This window comes from Humibacter sp. RRB41 (genome assembly GCF_022761015.1).
GTDB lineage: Bacteria > Actinomycetota > Actinomycetes > Actinomycetales > Microbacteriaceae > Humibacter.
The window spans coordinates 444,960-461,689 of record NZ_JAKWJQ010000004.1; the positions used below are offsets into that span (position 1 = coordinate 444,960).

Consider the following 16,730-nt stretch of genomic DNA (forward strand, 5'->3'; position numbering starts at 1 on the left):
CTCACAGTAACCGCAGGGGGTCGTTCGAAACCGGCAAACGCCTGTCAGCGGCTCGGCGCGAGTCGGGACGGTGCGACAATCGGCAAGGGTTCCACCGCTCGACTCGAGGAGGCGTCGTGGCAACGGTCAGCGTGCGGTACATCGTGAACGATGTGGACGATTCGATCGACTTCTACTGTCATCGGCTCGGATTCAGCGAGGTCATGCATCCTGCACCCGGCTTTGCGATGCTCGTGCGAGGAGATCTGCGGCTGGTGCTCAGTTCTCCCGGTGCCGTAGGCGGTGGCGGACAGGCCATGCCGGACGGAAGGATGCCTGCGCCAGGAGGATGGAATCGATTCGCCATCGAGGTCACCGATCTCGACGATCTCGTTGAGGTCCTGCGCGAGTCCGGAACCAACTTCAGGAACGACATCGTGGACGGCGTCGGCGGGCGGCAGATCCTTGTCGAGGACCCGTCGGGCAACCCGATCGAGTTGTTCGAACCGACCATCGCAGAAGCGCGACTGGACGAGGGGTGAAGGAGCAGAAGACCTGAGTGGTGCACCCCCAGGGACTTGAACCCTGAACCCACTGATTAAGAGTCAGTTGCTCTGCCGATTGAGCTAGAGGTGCGTAGCGCGACATTCACGTGGAGTGCCGAACCGAAGCACAACAATAGCATCCAGGTCGGCTTCGGGTCGAATCGGAAGGGGAGCCCGCTCGCTGCAGGCGGCGGTGCAGGCGATGCCGTCAGAAGGTCTTCCCGAAGCAGGCGACGATGACGACGATCGACGAGTTCGTCCGGCAGCTCCCCGGCTGACGCCCACGACCCCGGCGACCCTTGTACGGGTGACAGCGCTCTCGGTAGGCTCTATGGCGGAACGTTTGTTAGGAACACTAACTAACCTGCCGGCCGCCGAAGCCATCCGTGCGTCTTCGTGACGCGTTCATACAAGGGAGCAGTCAATGAAACGAACAGCGCTTCTGGCGGTGACGGGGGTCGCCGTCGCGGCGGCGGCCGTCCTCGCCGTCGCGGGACCAGCATCCGCCACCGGCTCCACCGGGCCGAACCCCTGGTTGCCGACTCCGCATTCGCACACCGTCGTGCTGCCGGGACTTCCACTTCGGGCGCACATCGCGGCGCCGTACGTCGACGTCACGAGCGTTGGTGATCTCGCGGATCTCTCACAGCAGTCCGGCTCGAAGTACCTCACGCTCGCGTTCCTGCAGACGGAGGCGCCGGGATCGTGCACCCCGTACTGGGCAGGGAACACGGCGACGCCCGCGAACCCGGATGTCTACGGCGCGCAGATCGACCGCATCCGCGCACGAGGAGGTGACGTCATCCCGTCGTTCGGCGGCTATTCCGCCGACACCACGAACACCGACATCGCCGACAGCTGCACGGATGTGCACCAGATCGCGCTCGCGTTCGAGAACGTCTTCGCCGCCTACAAAGTGCAGCGTATCGACCTGGACGTCGAGGCGGACTCGATCACGAACCAGGCGGGAATCGACCGTCGGAACCAGGCGATCGCCGAGGTCGAGCGGTGGGGCAAGGCCGAACACTGGCCGGTGTCGTTCTCGTACACGCTGCCATCGACGCCCCAGGGGCTGGCACCCAGCGGGACCGCCGTTCTGCAGTCTGCCGCCACGTTCGGCGCGAAGATCGCCGACGTCAACATCATGACGTTCGACTATTGGGACGGCGCGACGCACAACATGCTGACCGATGCGGAGTCCGCAGCGACCGCCCTCACGACGCAGCTGAAGCAGACGATCCTGCCGCGTGCATCCGCTCGGACGTTGTGGAGCACCGTCGGCATCATCCAGATGAACGGCATCGACGACTACGGCATCGAGGAGACCTTCCCGCTCGAACAAGCAGCACCGCTTGTGGCGTGGGCGTCGTCGCACGGCGTGCAGACGATGAGCTTCTGGGCTCTTCAGCGCGACAACGGCGGATGCCCGGGAACCAAGGGTGCGAACTCCTGCTCGGGCGTCGTGCAGCCGACCTGGGGTTTCAGCAAGGCGTACGCCGCGTTCAACTCCTGGTTCTGACGCACTGCCGACAACGACTCGTGCCCGTTCCGGACACGTGCGACCGCTGCGGCGGCGTGGACGTTCGGAACGGGCGCTAGTTGCGCCCGGTCGCGGGTCAGCCGTGTATCAGGCGGCGTTGACCCCGAGCAAGTGCCCGACGAGATACGTGGCGGCGACGGCGATGGCGCCGAAGAGCAGCTGGCGTAGCGCGCCCCTCCACCACGCGCGCCCCGTGAAGTAGGCGGCGAACGAGCCGGCGATCATCAGGCCGAGCCCGCCGATCGCGAGTCCGAGCCAGAGTTCCGCCGAGCCGAAGAGGAACGACAGCAGCGGAACCACGGCGCCGATCGAGAACATCACGAACGACGAGACGGCGGCGATCCACGGCGACGGTTTCGAATCAGGGTCGACGCCCAGTTCCTGCGTGACGTGCACCCGCAGGGCGCGGTCCGGGTTGCCGTGCACCTCCGATGCCGCCTTCGTGGCGGTCTCGGCCGTCATGCCCATCTCCTGGAACATGCCGGAGAGCTCCCGCATCTCGCCGACGGGGTTGCGATCGAGCGCACCGCGCTCGACTGCGGCTTCCTTGTCGACCTGCTCGTTCTGGGTCGTGACCGACGTGTATTCGCCGAGCGCCATCGAGAACGCTCCGGCCACGAGGCCTGCGACACCGGTCAGGATGATCGTGCCGCGGGGTGCCCCTGCAGCACCGATTCCCGCGATCAGGGCGATGTTGGTGACGAGGCCGTCCATCGCGCCGAAGACCGCCGCTCGCAACCAGCCGCCGGAGACATCCGAGTGGCGGTGGTCGTACTCGTGCGGGTCTCGATAGGGCTGCGAGGTCGAATCGGGCACCACGACAGCCTACGGGTACGCGTCGACGCGCACCGGTCGACATCGCTACCGGTCGGACTCGCCGAGGCGTCTGGACGGGGATCCGCCGCCCACGACCGCCTCGCCATATCCTTCGGCGCTGGCGATGGCGTCCGCTGCCCGCACCAACGCGAGGTGCGACAGCGCTTGGGGCGTATTGCCGGCCTGACGACCGGATGCCGACGAATACTCCTCGCTCAGCAACCCGACGTCGTTCGCCACCGCGCACAGCTTCTGCATCAGCTCGTTCGCCGCGTCGATGCGGCCGGAGCGCGCGTACTGCTCGACCAGCCAGAACGAGCACGCGAGGAACGGATGCTCGCCTGCCGGCAGCCCGTCGAGCTCCTGACTCGATCGGTAGCGCAGCAGAAAGCCGTGGTCCATCAGGTCTTCCTCGATGGCCTGCACCGTGCCGAGCATGCGTGGGTCATCCGGTGCCACGAAGCCCACCTGGGAGAGCTGCAGGAGCGAGGCATCCACTTCGGCCGTCTCGAAATGCTGCGTGAACGTATTGCGGCGCGGGTCGTAGCCGTGCTTTTCGATCTCGCGGCGCAGTTCCGAACGCCGTTCCCGCCACGCTTCGACAGGTCCCTCGAGGCCGAACTCCTCGACGCCGTGGATGGCGCGATCGTAGGCGGCCCACACCATCACGCGGGAGTGGGTGAAGCTGCGAGCCGGCCCCCGGATCTCCCAGATGCCCTGGTCGGGTTTGCGGCCGACCACGTCGAGGCGTCCCATCAGGGCGCGCTGCAGCGACCAGGAGAAGCCGCCTTCCTTGATGCCGACGAGCCGGGCGTCGTGAAGGGCGATCATCACCTCACCGATCACGTCTGCCTGGAACTGTTTGGCTGCGCTGTTGCCGATTCGTACGGGCTTGGCGCCGTGGTAGCCGGAAAAGGAGTCGAGCTCGTACTCGGGGAGGAATCGCTCACCGGCGAGCCCGTACATGATCTGCACGTCGCTCGGGTCGCCGGCGAGCGATCGCAGCAGCCACATTCTCCAGTGATCGACCTCCTCTTGATAGCCGTGAGCGAGCAGCGCACTGAGCGTCTGAGACGCATCACGCAACCACACGTAGCGATAGTCCCAGTTGCGTGTTCCGCCGAAGCTCTCCGGAAGCGAGGTCGTGGCGGCGGCGGCGATGCCCCCGGTGTCCTCGTGCGTGAGCGCGCGTAAGACGAGGAGCGAACGAAGCACCTCGTCCGAATAGGCGCCGCGATGCGTGAACGTCGACGACCACTCGTCCCACAGTTTCACCGTCGAAGCAATCGCCTTGGGCATGTCGATGGGGTCGGGCGCCTCCTCGTGCGAGGGGTACCACGCCAACGTGTGGTCGATCACTTCTCCTTCTCGCACGGGGAAGGTCGCCTTGTGCACGTGATCGGTCGCCGTCAGTTCGATGCCGCGAATGACGAGGGCGTCGGGGCCCGCCACTGCCTGCAGCGTGTTCTCGGAGTCGTGGAGCTGCTGCACCCACGGCACCGCCGTCGCGTAGCTGAAGCGCATGCGCAACTCGACGCGCATCTCGACTTCGCCGGAGATGCCCTGGATGCGCCGCACGACGGTCGCGTGACCGTCGCCGCGAGGCATGGCATCCGTCACCTCGACCACGCCCGTCGACGTCGTCCACGTGGTGACCAGTACGAAGGAGTCGCCGCGATAGTGGCGCTCAGCGGTCGCGCTCGGATCGGCGGGTGCCAGAAGCCACCGGCCCTGATCCTTCGTGCCGAGCAACGCGCCGAACACGGACGCCGAATCGTAGCGGGGGAGGCAGAGCCAGTCGATGCTGCCGTCCTTGCCGACGAGCGCACCCGTTCGACAGTCGCTGATCAGGGCATAATCTTCGATCGCCAACGCCATTCCGTCATCCTCGCAGGTAGCGTGAACGACATGACCCAGGCCGTGCAGACTCTGATCATCCTCGGTGCAAGCGGAGACCTCACATCGCGGTTGCTCCTTCCCGCGCTCGGTCAGGTGCTCACGAAGGATCCCGCCCGTCGCGTCACTCTGATCGGCGCCGGGTCGCAGGATTGGACGAAGGCGCACTGGCGGCACGTCGTGCGAACCTCGTTCGCCGCATCGAAGGCCGAGGGGCCGGCGGTGGATGCCCTCCTGGCATCCACCGAGTACGTGTCCATGGATGTCACGGTGCCAGCCGACCTGAAGGCGCTGCTCGCACGCGCCGAGGGCACGCCCGCGTTGTACTTCGCTCTTCCGCCGGCCGTCACGAAGATCACGTGCGCGGCGCTCGCCGAGGTCGATCTGCCGAAGGAGACCCGTCTGGCGCTCGAGAAGCCGTTCGGCACGGATCGCAGGAGCGCGGCGGCCTTGAACCGCAGGATCGCGACGCTGGTGCCCGAGAACCAGGTGCACCGCATCGACCACTTTCTCGGCAACTCGACCGTGCAGAACCTGTTCGGCCTGCGATTCGCCAACCGCATCTTCGAGCCGCTGTGGGGTTCGCAGCACATCTCGAGGGTCGACATCGTCTACGACGAGACGCTCGGCCTGGTGGGTCGTGCCGGCTACTACGATCACGCAGGAGCGCTCGTCGACATGTTGCAGAGCCACCTGCTCCAGGTGCTCGCCGTCACCGCGATGGAGGCGCCGGCCACGCTCGATGCCGACGACCTGCGCGATGCCAAGGAGATCCTGCTGCGCGCCACACACGTGTGGGATGACGACCCGGTGGCCTCGAGCCACCGCGGCCGGTACACGAAGGGCAAGATCGGACGAACGATCCTTCCGTCCTACGTGGACGAAAAGGGAGTCGATCCCGAGCTGAAGACGGAGACGCTCGCGCAGATCACGTTCGCGATCGACAACTGGCGCTGGGCGGGCGTTCCGTTCACGCTGCGATCCGGAAAGGCGATCGGAGTGCCGCGGCACGAGATCATCTTGACGTTCCGCGACGCGCAGCACGTGCCGGCGGGCCTGCGTGGCGTGGCGCACCCCACGCGGCTGCGCCTTCGCCTCGGACCGGACGAGATGACGCTGGAGTTGAACACCAACGGCCCAGGGGACCCGAAGTTCCTCTCCAGAGCGAAGCTCGAAGTGGAATTCGGACCCGGGGCTCTGCTCGCCTATGGCGAGGTGCTCGCCGATCTGCTCGACGGCGATCCTTCGCTCTCGGTGCGGGGCGACACCGCAGAAGAGTGCTGGCGCATCGTCGACCCGGTCGTCGCAGCATGGCGCAAGGACGATGTGCCCATCGACGACTACGTGGCGGGGTCGGAGGGTCCCGACACCTGGCCGGTGATCCCGTAGCGGAGCTTCCATCGCCACCGTGTCGCACGCCTGGGAGAGACTGAACGCGTGCTGCTGACGGAGCTGGTGTCCACGGTCGATGCTGTGACCGCAACGCGGTCGCGCCTGGCCAAAGTGGATGCCATCGCCGGGTTTCTGGTGAGGCTCCCTGCCGACGAGATCGTGACCGCGATCGGGTTGCTCGTCGGCAAACCGCGGCAGGGACGCCTGGGGATCGGATGGCGAGGACTCGCCTCGCTCCATGTCGAGCCGGCAGACGTCGCGACCTTGACGATCGGTGATGTGGACGCCCTGTTCGCCGGCCTCGCCGCAACCTCCGGTGAAGGCTCGGCCAAAGCCCGCACCGCGGCGCTCGAGAAGGCGATGAGCGCTGCGACCGCGCGGGAGCAGGCGTTGCTCGTGCGCGTGCTCCTCGGCGAGGTGCGCACAGGGGCGCTGGAGGGCGTTGTGACCGACGCGATCGCGAAGGCGGCAGCACGGCCTGCGGAAGCGGTGCGTCGTGCGGCGATGCTCTCGGGAGATCTCGGCGCCACTGCAGTTCTCGCACTGACCGGCACGGAGACGGAGCTTGCGAGCGTCGGTCTCGTCGTCGGTCGGCCGGTGACGCCGATGTTGGCGGCGTCGGCGCCGAGCGTGGCCGAAGCACTCGCCACGACCGGTGAGGCTTCGGTGGAGTACAAGCTCGACGGGGCACGCATCCAGGTGCATCGCAGCGGCGACGATGTACGGGTCTTCACCCGCAGCCTTGCGGAAGTCACCAGCCGCCTTCCCGAGGTCGTCGACCAGGTTCGCGCTCTGCCGGTTCGCGACGTCATCCTCGACGGTGAGACGCTGACGCTCGGAGAGGACGGCGCACCGAGGCCGTTCCAGGAGACGATGTCGCGGTTCGGAGCGGATGCCGCCCGCGAGACCGTGCTGAGCCCGTGGTTCTTCGACGTTCTGCATGTCGACGGCCGAGATCTGCTCGACGAACCGCTGCGCGAGCGTCGGGCGCAGCTCGAGCACATCGCGCCGCATCTTGCGATCCCGGGGATCGTCACGGATGACGCAGGTGCAGCAGAGCGACTCTCTGACGAGGCCATCGCCAAGGGACACGAGGGCGTCGTGGTCAAGGCCATCGATTCGCCATACGCCGCTGGCAGACGGGGATCCAGTTGGATCAAGGTGAAACCCGTGCACACCTACGACCTCGTCGTGCTGGCATGCGAGTGGGGCTCCGGGCGCAGGCGGGGCTGGCTCTCGAACCTGCACCTCGGCGCGCTCGACGTGGCCGGCGACTTCGGTGAGCCCGGCGGATTCGTGATGGTGGGCAAGACGTTCAAGGGCCTCACCGACGAGATTCTGACGTGGCAGACCGAGCGATTTCAGCAGATCGAGGTGCGCCGCACGGCGGGCACCGTCTGGGTGGCGCCGGTCACCGTCGTCGAGGTGGCGATCGACGGGGTGCAGGCTTCGCCGAGGTATCCAGGCGGCATCGCCTTGCGTTTCGCCAGAGTGAAGCGCTACCGGGAAGACAAGCCTCCTGAGCAGGCCGACACGATCCAGACCCTCAGGAGCACGCTGCGTTCCTAAGGCGTGTCTCTAGGCGACGAGGTCGCTTTCCAGGTGTTCAAGCGCGATGACTCCGGTGACGGGCCGCTTGAGATCGGTCCACACCGTGATCGGCGCGGGCTCCCATTGAAGGGCGACCGCGTCTTCGTCGAGTTCGGCCTCGTCGTCGATCGCAGGCTCGTCGTGTCGGTGAGATGGCGAGTGCTCGTCCGATTCCAGCTGCACAACGGGGGACTCGGATGCCGGATGCTCCGCGACATCCGCTGCCGGGACGACGCCGTCGATCGGCACGAGCGTGTCGGCCGTCTCCGCGAGCGAGGGAACGGCGACGGCTGCTCCGGTCACGATCGGTATGGCGCCGGTGTGCGTCGACACGGTGATCGGCTCGCCGGCCTCGAGCTGAGACTGGGCACTGCGCAGTGCTGCCGTCACATCGATCGCGACCTGGTGCGCGAGCACACCGCGGAAGATGTCGTCGGTGTCGTCGGTTGTGCGCCTGCTGACGACCCATTCGCCTCCTTCGCCGATCGCCGCGGCGATCCGCGTGTGCACGAGCTCGAAGATCTGCTCTTCTGCAAGACGGGGGAGGGGAGCGGGGGCCTGGGTGAGCACCGCGCTGGGGGCAGCCGGCGCTGCGGCATGCCTCCGACGACCGAACATGGTGGAACTCCTTCATTACGGGCGGCGAACCGCGCGATCACAGTGTCGCCGATACGTGCCCGCCGCCCAGGGGGACACGCCGCCCTCACAGGAGCATCAAAGGGCTTGGTCGGTTTGAAGGTCCTTCGAGCGGTCGTGCACGCTCGTGATCACGACGGCCAGTGAGAGAGCCCAACTCGCCCAGGCGAGCAGCACGCGCCAGTCCCGCGGCGCGCTCCTGGTGGTCTGGATCACCGAGATCACCCCGAGCGTCGTGGTCACGACGCCCCAGTTCAGCAGGTACTTGCGCATCAATGGCCCCCTTGATCAGCCTCAACGCTACACACCGAAGAGCGCGTGGACGGCCGAGGGCAGGAAGATCAACCGACGACGCCGAGGGCGGCGTGCTCGGCAGTCTGCCGGGCGTCGCGGCCCACGCGAAGAGCCGTTCGCGCGAAGCGCAGGGTGCGCATCAGCCGTTCGGTGCGCTCGTCGTCACTCCTTCCGTGCGGCGACACCTCGGCGACGATGCTCCCGTGCCAGTCCCGCCCGGCGAGGTATTCCAAAACCTCTGCCACCGGCTGCTCACCGTCACCGGGTGGCAGATGCTCGTCGAATACTCCGCCCTCGTAGACCGACTTCGATCCGTCGCAGAGGTGAAGATGGCGCAGCCGGTCGCCGAGTCGCCGGGCGATCTCGAGACTGTTCTGGCCGGCGAGGGCCGCGTGCGAGAAGTCGAGGGTCGCGGAGTCGCAATCGATGGTCACCGGATCCCAGCCCGGTGCATAGACCGTGCGACGAAGGCCGGCGACGTTCAACGGGAACATGTTCTCCACGGCGAGATCGACGCCAGAGGCATTGCTGATCTCGCGCACGGCCGTCGTGAAGTCCGACGCGTATCGCCGTTGCCACCTGAACGGCGGATGCACCACGACCGTTGGAGCGCCGACCGCCTTCGCGAGCGCGGCCGATCGCTCGAGTTTGACGACGGGATCGAGGCCCCAGACGAACTGCGTGAAGACCAGCACCGGAGCGTGGATCGAGAGAACCGGCATTCCGTAGCGCTTCGAGAGTGAGTTCAAGACCTCGGCGTCTTGCGTCAGGCGGTCACGGGTGACCATCACCTCGATGCCGTCGAAACCCAGGCGGGAGGCGAGTGCGAACGCCTGCTCGGCACCGTGCGGGTATGCGCACGCTGTGCTCATTCCGGTCGCGATCATCGGTGATGACGCTATGTGTCGGGCGTGAACTGGGGGTTTCGATCGTGCGGATGTCATGGGAGAAGGCAATGACCGGCTGGTAACGTTTCTTCACGCCGATAGGCATCCAGGTCAGGAGGCGCTCATTCCATCGAAGTCCGCGCATCACGAGCACGCACCGGGGGCAGACGGCTCGCCTGCCGGATCGGGCGCCAAGCAGTTCGACCTCGTGATCGTCTCGAACCGGTTGCCGGTCGATCACGTTTCCGGTGAGGGAAGCGATGCGGAGTGGCGTCCGTCGCCCGGTGGCCTCGTCGCTGCGCTCGAACCCATGATGAAGCGCGAAGACGGCGTGTGGATCGGGTGGGTCGGCATCCCGGATGCCCACTTCGAGCCGTTCGAGATGGACGACATCGACATCATGCCGGTCACGCTCAGTGCGCAAGACGTCGAGTACTACTACGAGGGCTTCTCGAACGACACGCTGTGGCCGCTCTACCACGACGTGATCGCCCCGCCCAGCTTCCACCGCGAGTGGTGGGACTCCTACGTGCAGGTGAACCGCAGATTCGCGGATGCCGCGCTCGAAGCAGCAGCGCCGGGCGCCGTCGTGTGGGTGCACGACTATCAGCTGCAGCTCGTTCCCAAGATGCTGCGCGATGCGAGGCCCGACCTCGTCATCGGTTTCTTCAACCACATTCCGTTCCCGGCATATGGCATCTACTCCCAGCTGCCATGGCGCAAGCAGGTCATCGAAGGACTCCTCGGTGCAGACGTGATCGGCTTCCAGCGCCTCGCGGATGCCGGCAACTTCGCGCGCGCCGTTCGCCGTCTGGTCGGCTACGAGACCCGCGGGTCGGTGATCGACGTTCCACTCAATGACGGTGAGGCCGTCGGCCATCGGCACGTGAAGACCAATCGCCGCGGCGTGCGCGTGCGAACGGTGCTGGCGAAGCAGTTTCCGATCTCGATCGACGCACAGCGCTACCAGGAACTCGCGTCGAGGCCGGACATCCAGGCCAGGGCTCGGCAGATCCGCGAGGAACTCGGCAACCCGAAGACGATCATGCTCGGCGTCGACCGGCTCGACTACACGAAGGGAATCCGTCACCGCCTCAAGGCGTACGGCGAGCTTCTGTGGGACGGTTCAGTCGACGTCGAGGACGTCACTCTTGTACAGGTGGCGAGTCCGTCGCGCGAGCGGGTCGAGACGTACAAGCAGTTGCGCGACGAAGTCGAGCTGATGGTCAGCCGCATCAACGGCGACTATTCGACCATCAGCCACACGGCCATCAGCTATCTGCACCAGGGGTACCCGCGTGAAGAGATGGTGGCGCTCTACCTTGCGGCAGACGTCATGCTCGTCACGGCGTTGCGGGACGGCATGAACCTGGTCGCGAAGGAATACGTTGCGAGCCGCATCGACAACGACGGCGTGCTCGTGCTGAGCGAATTCACCGGCGCCTCTGACGAGCTCAAGCAGGCGTTGCTCATCAACCCGCACGACATCGACGGCCTCAAGGAGGCCATGCTCCGCGCCATCGACATGCCCAAGAGGGAGCGTGCGCGACGTATGCGCATTCTGCGCAAGAGAGTCATGACTCACGACGTGCAGCGCTGGTCGGCCACGTTCTTCGACGCTCTGACGCACGTGACGAACGACGACGATTACGGGGCGTACGAGATCGCCCAGCTGCCGCAGATGGCGACCGATCTGCAGGGCGAGGCACGGAAGCGCACCGGTCGATGACCGGGAACGCCCTGTCGGATGCGATCGCCCGGCTCGCCGCCACGCCACGCCTTCTCGTCGCCCTCGATTTCGACGGCACCGTGAGTCCGCTGGTCGACAAGCCGAGCGAGTCGCGGGTGCTGCCAGCGGCACGGAATGCCATCGACGAACTCGAGTCGCTTCAGGACACCTGGGTGGCGTTCGTCTCCGGTCGGCCGCTCGATGGCTTGGTGCGCGTGACGGAAGCCGACGACTCCGCCCTGCTGATCGCATCCCACGGCGTGGAGGTGCGCTTGACCGGGGGAGCGGTCGATGTCGGGTTGAGCACGGAGGAGCGTTCGGTGCTCGACGCGCTCCGCGAGAGGTTGCAGCGCCTTGCAGCGGACACTCCTGGTGCTCACGTCGAATCCAAGCCGGTCGGTCTCGGCCTGCACACGAGAGGTGTGGCACACGCCGAGGCAGCGACGGCGCAGGCCGAGGCACGCTCGGCTGCGGCCGAACTCGGCGGATTCATCGAGCGTGGAGGCAAGGACATTCTGGAGTTCGCGGTTCGCGACGCCACGAAGGGCGACGGAATCGAGGTGCTTCGCAAGCATGTCGATGCGACGGCGGTGCTCTTCGCGGGTGACGACGTCACCGACGAAGACGGCTTCGCGGTGCTCGATGGTGACGACGTCGGGGTGAAGGTCGGGGATGGCGAGACGCGCGCGGGGTATCGGGTGGCAGATCCTTTCGCGATCGCCGAGATGCTCGCCGTGCTGTCGACCTCCCGCGCGAACCGGGCTGCGCAGTAGCGTCCTTGCCGATCTCCGGCCGGCATCGCACGGAACAGCATCTATCGCTACGTCGACAGCATCGACGACCTTCGTGCCCTGGTCGTCGCACGCCACCTGCCAGCATGGAAGGCGGCCGTCTCGTCAGCCTTGGAGCGTGAGACGACACCGGACGCGCGCGTGACGGCGTGGGTATCGGCCAACCTGCGTCAGGCGGCCGAATCGGGTCACGCCTGGCTCATCGATGCGGTGCGCGCGGTACCCGAGTCGGCCGCGGTTTCCGTGTCGGCGGATGCCGCGCATTCCGGCCTCAGGGAGCCACTCGCAACGGCGTGGTCCGAACTGCTCGACGGCGATGCCGAGCGTTCTCGCATCGCGACCGCGATCACGTTCGGCATCGTGGAAACCGGTTTCGGGCAGTTGGAAGCCGGCGTGCCTGTGACGATCGTCGAAGAGGTCTGTCGTGATTCCGTGCTCGGCATGGTGAAGCGGTTGTCGCCTGTTACCTAGGGCACCAGGCATCCGTCCAGTGGCGCCGCGGCGCAGTTCTAGACTCGTGTTCATGCCAGAGATCGACATCAAACCGCGCAGCCGTGTCGTCACCGACGGGATCGAAGCCACGACAAGCAGGGGCATGCTCCGCGCGGTCGGTATGGGTGACGAGGACTGGGACAAGCCCCAGATCGGCATCGCGAGCTCGTGGAACGAGATCACTCCGTGCAACCTCTCGCTCGACCGTCTGGCCCAGGCGGCCAAGGAAGGCGTGCACGGGGGTGGGGGGTACCCGCTCGAGTTCGGCACGGTCTCGGTGTCGGACGGCATCTCGATGGGCCACGAGGGCATGCACTTCTCGCTCGTCTCGCGTGAAGTTATCGCCGACTCGGTCGAGACCGTCATGATGGCGGAGCGCCTCGACGGTTCCGTACTGCTCGCCGGATGCGACAAGTCGATCCCCGGCATGCTGATGGCGGCCGCACGTCTCGACCTGGCGTCCGTCTTCCTCTACGCGGGGTCGATCGCCCCCGGTTGGGTCAAGCTCAGCGACGGCACCGAGAAGGATGTCACGATCATCGACTCCTTCGAGGCCGTCGGCGCATGCAAGGCCGGCACCATGAGCCTTGAAGACCTGAAGCGCATCGAGTGCGCCATCGCTCCCGGCGAGGGTGCCTGCGGCGGCATGTACACGGCCAACACCATGGCATCCGTGGCAGAGGCGCTCGGCCTCAGCATGCCGGGCTCCGCCGCGCCGCCGTCGGCCGACCGTCGCCGCGACTACTACGCGCACCGCTCGGGCGAGGCCGTAGTGAACATGCTGCGCCTCGGGCTGACCGCGCGCGACATCCTCACCAAGAAGGCGTTCGAGAACGCGATCACTGTCGCGATGGCGCTCGGCGGCTCGACCAACGTCGTGCTGCACCTGCTCGCCATCGCCAGCGAGGCCGAGGTCGAGCTCACGCTCGACGACTTCAACCGCATCGGCGACAAGGTTCCGCACATCGCCGACATGAAGCCGTTCGGCAAGTACGTGATGAACGACGTCGACCGCCACGGCGGCATCCCCGTGTTGATGAAGGCGCTGCTCGACGCGGGCCTGCTGCACGGCGACTGCATCACCGTCACGGGCAAGACTGTTGCGGAGAACCTCGCCGAACTCGACCCTGAGCCGCTGGACGGCGAGGTGCTGCACACGCTCGACAACCCGCTGCACCCGACCGGCGGCCTGACCATTCTGAAGGGCACCTTCGCCCCAGACGGCGCCGTCGTGAAGACCGCCGGATTCGACGCGACCGTGTTCGAGGGGCCGGCGCGCGTGTTCGAGCGCGAGCGCGAGGCGATGGACGCGCTCACCGAGGGCAAGATCGACCACGGCGACGTCGTCGTCATCCGCTACGAGGGTCCGAAGGGCGGCCCCGGCATGCGCGAGATGCTGGCGATCACCGCGGCCATCAAGGGTGCGGGCCTCGGCAAGGATGTACTACTCTTGACGGACGGTCGATTCTCAGGCGGCACAACCGGACTGTGCATCGGCCACATAGCACCCGAAGCGGTGGACGGTGGTCCAGTTGCCTTCGTGCGCGATGGTGATCTGATACGGGTCGATATCGCTGCTCGCTCACTCGACCTACTTGTCGACGAGTCCGAGCTGGCCTCCCGCCGGGAGGGCTGGGAGCCTCTTCCCCCGCGCTATACCCGTGGCGTTCTCGCGAAGTATTCCAAGCTCGTGCACTCCGCTGCGGAGGGCGCGGTCACGGGATAGCTCTCGCGTTCGTACAGTTCCTCATCTTCGCAACGAAGGACATCGTCCCCCATGACTACGGAACCTCGAGCCGTGCCGGCCCCGGCAGCACACTCTGCCGGGGCCGGCGACTCCTCCAGCAAACCTGAATTGATCACCGGATCTGCAGCGATCCTCCGCTCCCTCGCTCAGTTGGGCGTCAAGGACGTCTTCGGCTATCCCGGCGGCGCTGTCATCCCGTTCTACGACGCACTCATGGAGCAGGACGCCATCAGGCACATCCTGGTGCGCCACGAACAGGGTGCAGGGCACGCAGCGGAGGGCTACGCGACGGCCGCGCGCAAGGTCGGAGTTGCGGTAGCAACTTCAGGGCCGGGTGCCACGAACCTCGTGACCGCCATCGCCGACGCACACATGGATTCCGTGCCGACGCTGTTCATCACCGGGCAGGTCTTCTCGACCCTGATGGGAACGGATGCCTTCCAGGAGGCCGACATCGTCGGCATCACGATGCCGATCACGAAGCACTCCTTCCTGGTGAAGAGCGCCGACGAGATCCCCGCCACCATCGCTGCGGCGTACCACATCGCGTCGACCGGTCGGCCGGGCCCGGTGCTCGTGGACATCACCAAGGATGCTCAACAGAACCTGATGGAGTACTCCTGGCCGCCCGTCGTCGACCTGCCAGGCTACCGACCGGTGACCAAGGCGCACGGCAAGCAGGTGCACGCGGCGGCCCGTCTGCTCGCCGAGTCGAGCAAGCCCGTTCTCTACGTCGGCGGCGGCGTCGTGCGCTCGGAGGCGTCCCCCGAACTGCTGGTGCTGGCCGAGGCGACAGGTGCCCCGGTGGTCACCACGCTGATGGCGCGCGGAGCATTCCCCGATTCTCACGAGCAGCACCTCGGCATGCCCGGCATGCACGGTACGGTCGCCGCTGTGCTCGCACTCCAGGATGCCGATCTCATCGTGTCGCTCGGCGCCCGCTTCGACGATCGCGTCACGGGCAAGGTGTCGGAGTTCGCTCCGCACGCCAAGATCGTGCACGTCGACGTCGACCCCGCGGAGATCTCGAAGATCCGCCATGCGGATGTCCCAATCGTCGGCGATGCCAAAGACGTCATCGCCGACCTGACCTCGGCATACGAGCACGAGGTGGCCGCCGTCGGCAAGCCCGACCTCGGCGAATGGTGGGCCAAGCTCGACGGGCTGCGCACGCAATTCCCACTGGGCAGCACGCCGACCAGCGACGGCCTGCTGTCGCCTGAGGCCGTGATCGCTCGCATCGGCGAGATCACGGGGCCGGAGGGCGTGTACGTCGCCGGTGTCGGTCAGCACCAGATGTGGGCGGCGCAGTTCATCAAGTACGAGCGTCCGAACGCATTCCTCAACTCCGGTGGGGCAGGAACGATGGGCTATGCGGTGCCGGCTGCGATGGGTGCGAAGGTGTCGCAGCCAGACCGCACCGTGTGGGCGATCGACGGCGACGGCTGCTTCCAGATGACCAATCAGGAGCTCGCCACCTGCACGATCAACAACATTCCGATCAAGGTCGCGATCATCAACAACTCGTCTCTCGGCATGGTGCGTCAGTGGCAGACCCTGTTCTACGACGGTCGCCACTCCTTCACCGACTTGAACACGGGTCACGCGACTGCGATGATCCCGGACTTCCTCAAGCTGGCGGAGGCGTACGGTGCCCTTGGCATCCGGGTCACCAAAGAGGAAGAGGTCGACGACGCCATCAAGCTGGCGCTCGAGACCAACGATCGCCCGGTGGTGATCGACTTCATCGTCAGCAGCGACTCGATGGTGTGGCCGATGGTGCCGCAGGGGGTCAGCAACTCCAACGTGCAGTACGCCAAGGACCACGCACCGACCTGGGGAGAGGAGTAGGCCATGTCGACGCACGTGTTATCGCTGCTCGTCGAAGACAAGGCGGGCCTGCTCACCCGTGTCGCAGGCCTGTTCTCGCGTCGTGGGTTCAACATCCAGTCGCTCGCGGTGGGCGTCAGCGAGGTTCCGGGACTCTCGCGCATCACCGTGGTGGTCGACGTGGAGGATGCCCCGCTCGAGCAGGTGACAAAGCAGCTGAACAAGCTGATCAACGTGATCAAGATCGTCGAGCTGGACCAGGCACAGTCTGTGCAGCGCGAGCACCTGCTCATCAAGGTGCGCGTCGACAACGCGACCCGCTCGCAGGTGCTGGAAGCCGTGAACCTGTTCCGCGCCAGAGTCGTCGACGTCTCGCCCGATGCGCTCGTCATCGAGGTGACGGGCGACACGGGCAAGACCGAGGCGCTGCTGAGGGTGCTCGAGCCGTACGGCATCAAGGAGATCGCCCAGTCGGGCCTTCTCGCTATCGGCCGCGGCTCGAAGTCCATCACCGAGCGCGTGTTCAAGAACTGACCACCACGCAACTTCGAACAACAAGGAGAAAC

15 protein-coding genes and 1 tRNA gene are annotated in these 16,730 nt (G+C 66.3%); 10 read left to right on the plus strand and 6 right to left on the minus strand.

Features of this window, described 5'->3' with window-relative positions:
* The first annotated feature begins 116 nt into the window (after positions 1 to 116).
* A complete protein-coding gene (locus MJ603_RS13380; protein ID WP_243064211.1) occupies positions 117 to 521 on the plus strand; it encodes a VOC family protein in 405 nt (134 codons plus the stop codon).
* Between the two features lie 18 nt (positions 522 to 539).
* Here the strand turns inward: MJ603_RS13380 and MJ603_RS13385 are convergent.
* Positions 540 to 615 (minus strand) — tRNA-Lys (locus tag MJ603_RS13385).
* Between the two features lie 333 nt (positions 616 to 948).
* Between MJ603_RS13385 and MJ603_RS13390 the strand changes: the two genes are divergently transcribed.
* The gene (locus MJ603_RS13390; protein ID WP_243064212.1) at positions 949 to 2,043 is read left to right on the plus strand and encodes a chitinase; all 1,095 of its coding nucleotides are present in this window, start codon (positions 949 to 951) and stop codon (positions 2,041 to 2,043) included.
* A 108-nt stretch (positions 2,044 to 2,151) separates the two neighbouring features.
* On the opposite strand, the gene MJ603_RS13395 is transcribed toward MJ603_RS13390, so the two are convergent.
* Positions 2,152 to 2,880, minus strand: a complete 729-nt coding sequence (locus MJ603_RS13395) for a VIT1/CCC1 transporter family protein (protein ID WP_243064213.1) — start codon at positions 2,878 to 2,880, stop codon at positions 2,152 to 2,154.
* A gap of 45 nt (positions 2,881 to 2,925) precedes the next feature.
* A complete protein-coding gene (locus tag MJ603_RS13400; RefSeq protein ID WP_243064214.1) occupies positions 2,926 to 4,758 on the minus strand; it encodes a glycoside hydrolase family 15 protein in 1,833 nt (610 codons plus the stop codon).
* 30 nt (positions 4,759 to 4,788) lie between these two features.
* Between MJ603_RS13400 and MJ603_RS13405 the strand changes: the two genes are divergently transcribed.
* Both MJ603_RS13405 and MJ603_RS13410 read left to right on the plus strand, forming a co-directional pair.
* Positions 4,789 to 6,165: a glucose-6-phosphate dehydrogenase gene (locus MJ603_RS13405; RefSeq protein WP_243064215.1), complete on the plus strand. Its 1,377-nt coding sequence runs from the start codon at positions 4,789 to 4,791 to the stop codon at positions 6,163 to 6,165.
* 48 nt (positions 6,166 to 6,213) lie between these two features.
* Entirely contained in the window at positions 6,214 to 7,737 is a 1,524-nt protein-coding gene (locus MJ603_RS13410; RefSeq protein WP_243064216.1) for an ATP-dependent DNA ligase, read from the plus strand.
* A 9-nt stretch (positions 7,738 to 7,746) separates the two neighbouring features.
* Here the strand turns inward: MJ603_RS13410 and MJ603_RS13415 are convergent, their stop codons facing one another.
* The 3 genes from MJ603_RS13415 to MJ603_RS13425 all read right to left on the minus strand — a co-directional run bounded on the left by MJ603_RS13415 (position 7,747) and on the right by MJ603_RS13425 (position 9,575).
* Positions 7,747 to 8,376, minus strand: coding sequence for a hypothetical protein (locus tag MJ603_RS13415; RefSeq protein WP_243064217.1), 630 nt, complete (start codon positions 8,374 to 8,376; stop codon positions 7,747 to 7,749).
* Positions 8,377 to 8,472: 96 nt separating this feature from the next.
* Complete coding sequence (locus tag MJ603_RS13420; RefSeq protein ID WP_243064218.1) at positions 8,473 to 8,667, minus strand: hypothetical protein; 195 nt, start codon at positions 8,665 to 8,667, stop codon at positions 8,473 to 8,475.
* Positions 8,668 to 8,735: 68 nt separating this feature from the next.
* Positions 8,736 to 9,575 carry a sugar phosphate isomerase/epimerase gene (locus MJ603_RS13425; protein WP_243064219.1) on the minus strand — a complete coding sequence of 280 codons (840 nt, stop codon included), beginning with the start codon at positions 9,573 to 9,575 and terminating at the stop codon, positions 8,736 to 8,738.
* Positions 9,576 to 9,630: 55 nt separating this feature from the next.
* On the opposite strand from MJ603_RS13425, the gene otsA reads away from it, so the two are divergent.
* The 6 genes from otsA (at position 9,631) to ilvN (ending at position 16,698) form a co-directional block, all read left to right on the plus strand.
* Positions 9,631 to 11,304: an alpha,alpha-trehalose-phosphate synthase (UDP-forming) gene (gene otsA, locus MJ603_RS13430; protein WP_243064220.1), complete on the plus strand. Its 1,674-nt coding sequence runs from the start codon at positions 9,631 to 9,633 to the stop codon at positions 11,302 to 11,304.
* Complete coding sequence (otsB, locus tag MJ603_RS13435) at positions 11,301 to 12,077, plus strand: trehalose-phosphatase (RefSeq protein ID WP_243064221.1); 777 nt, start codon at positions 11,301 to 11,303, stop codon at positions 12,075 to 12,077. Before otsA ends, otsB begins: the two co-directional genes overlap by 4 nt.
* A 159-nt stretch (positions 12,078 to 12,236) precedes the next feature.
* Entirely contained in the window at positions 12,237 to 12,566 is a 330-nt protein-coding gene (locus tag MJ603_RS13440) for a hypothetical protein (protein ID WP_243064222.1), read from the plus strand.
* Positions 12,567 to 12,618: 52 nt separating this feature from the next.
* On the plus strand, positions 12,619 to 14,313 hold the full coding sequence (gene ilvD / locus MJ603_RS13445; protein ID WP_243064223.1) for a dihydroxy-acid dehydratase: 1,695 nt from the start codon (positions 12,619 to 12,621) through the stop codon (positions 14,311 to 14,313).
* Between the two features lie 51 nt (positions 14,314 to 14,364).
* A complete protein-coding gene (locus MJ603_RS13450) occupies positions 14,365 to 16,185 on the plus strand; it encodes an acetolactate synthase large subunit (RefSeq protein ID WP_243064224.1) in 1,821 nt (606 codons plus the stop codon).
* A 3-nt stretch (positions 16,186 to 16,188) separates the two neighbouring features.
* The gene (gene ilvN, locus MJ603_RS13455; RefSeq protein WP_243064225.1) at positions 16,189 to 16,698 is read left to right on the plus strand and encodes an acetolactate synthase small subunit; all 510 of its coding nucleotides are present in this window, start codon (positions 16,189 to 16,191) and stop codon (positions 16,696 to 16,698) included.
* Positions 16,699 to 16,730: the final 32 nt, after the last annotated feature.

Excerpts from the sequence above, each read along its gene's own strand:
- MJ603_RS13425 (WP_243064219.1), bottom strand. The coding sequence starts at position 9,575 with ATGATCGCGACCGGAATGAGCACAGCGTGCGCATACCCGCACGGTGCC.
- MJ603_RS13405 (WP_243064215.1), top strand. The coding sequence starts at position 4,789 with ATGACCCAGGCCGTGCAGACTCTGATCATCCTCGGTGCAAGCGGAGAC.
- MJ603_RS13450 (WP_243064224.1), top strand. The coding sequence starts at position 14,365 with ATGACTACGGAACCTCGAGCCGTGCCGGCCCCGGCAGCACACTCTGCC.
- otsB (WP_243064221.1), top strand. The coding sequence starts at position 11,301 with ATGACCGGGAACGCCCTGTCGGATGCGATCGCCCGGCTCGCCGCCACG.
- MJ603_RS13400 (WP_243064214.1), bottom strand. The coding sequence starts at position 4,758 with ATGGCGTTGGCGATCGAAGATTATGCCCTGATCAGCGACTGTCGAACG.
- ilvD (WP_243064223.1), top strand. The coding sequence starts at position 12,619 with ATGCCAGAGATCGACATCAAACCGCGCAGCCGTGTCGTCACCGACGGG.
- MJ603_RS13420 (WP_243064218.1), bottom strand. The coding sequence starts at position 8,667 with ATGCGCAAGTACCTGCTGAACTGGGGCGTCGTGACCACGACGCTCGGG.
- ilvN (WP_243064225.1), top strand. The coding sequence starts at position 16,189 with ATGTCGACGCACGTGTTATCGCTGCTCGTCGAAGACAAGGCGGGCCTG.
- MJ603_RS13390 (WP_243064212.1), top strand. The coding sequence starts at position 949 with ATGAAACGAACAGCGCTTCTGGCGGTGACGGGGGTCGCCGTCGCGGCG.
- MJ603_RS13415 (WP_243064217.1), bottom strand. The coding sequence starts at position 8,376 with ATGTTCGGTCGTCGGAGGCATGCCGCAGCGCCGGCTGCCCCCAGCGCG.
- otsA (WP_243064220.1), top strand. The coding sequence starts at position 9,631 with ATGGGAGAAGGCAATGACCGGCTGGTAACGTTTCTTCACGCCGATAGG.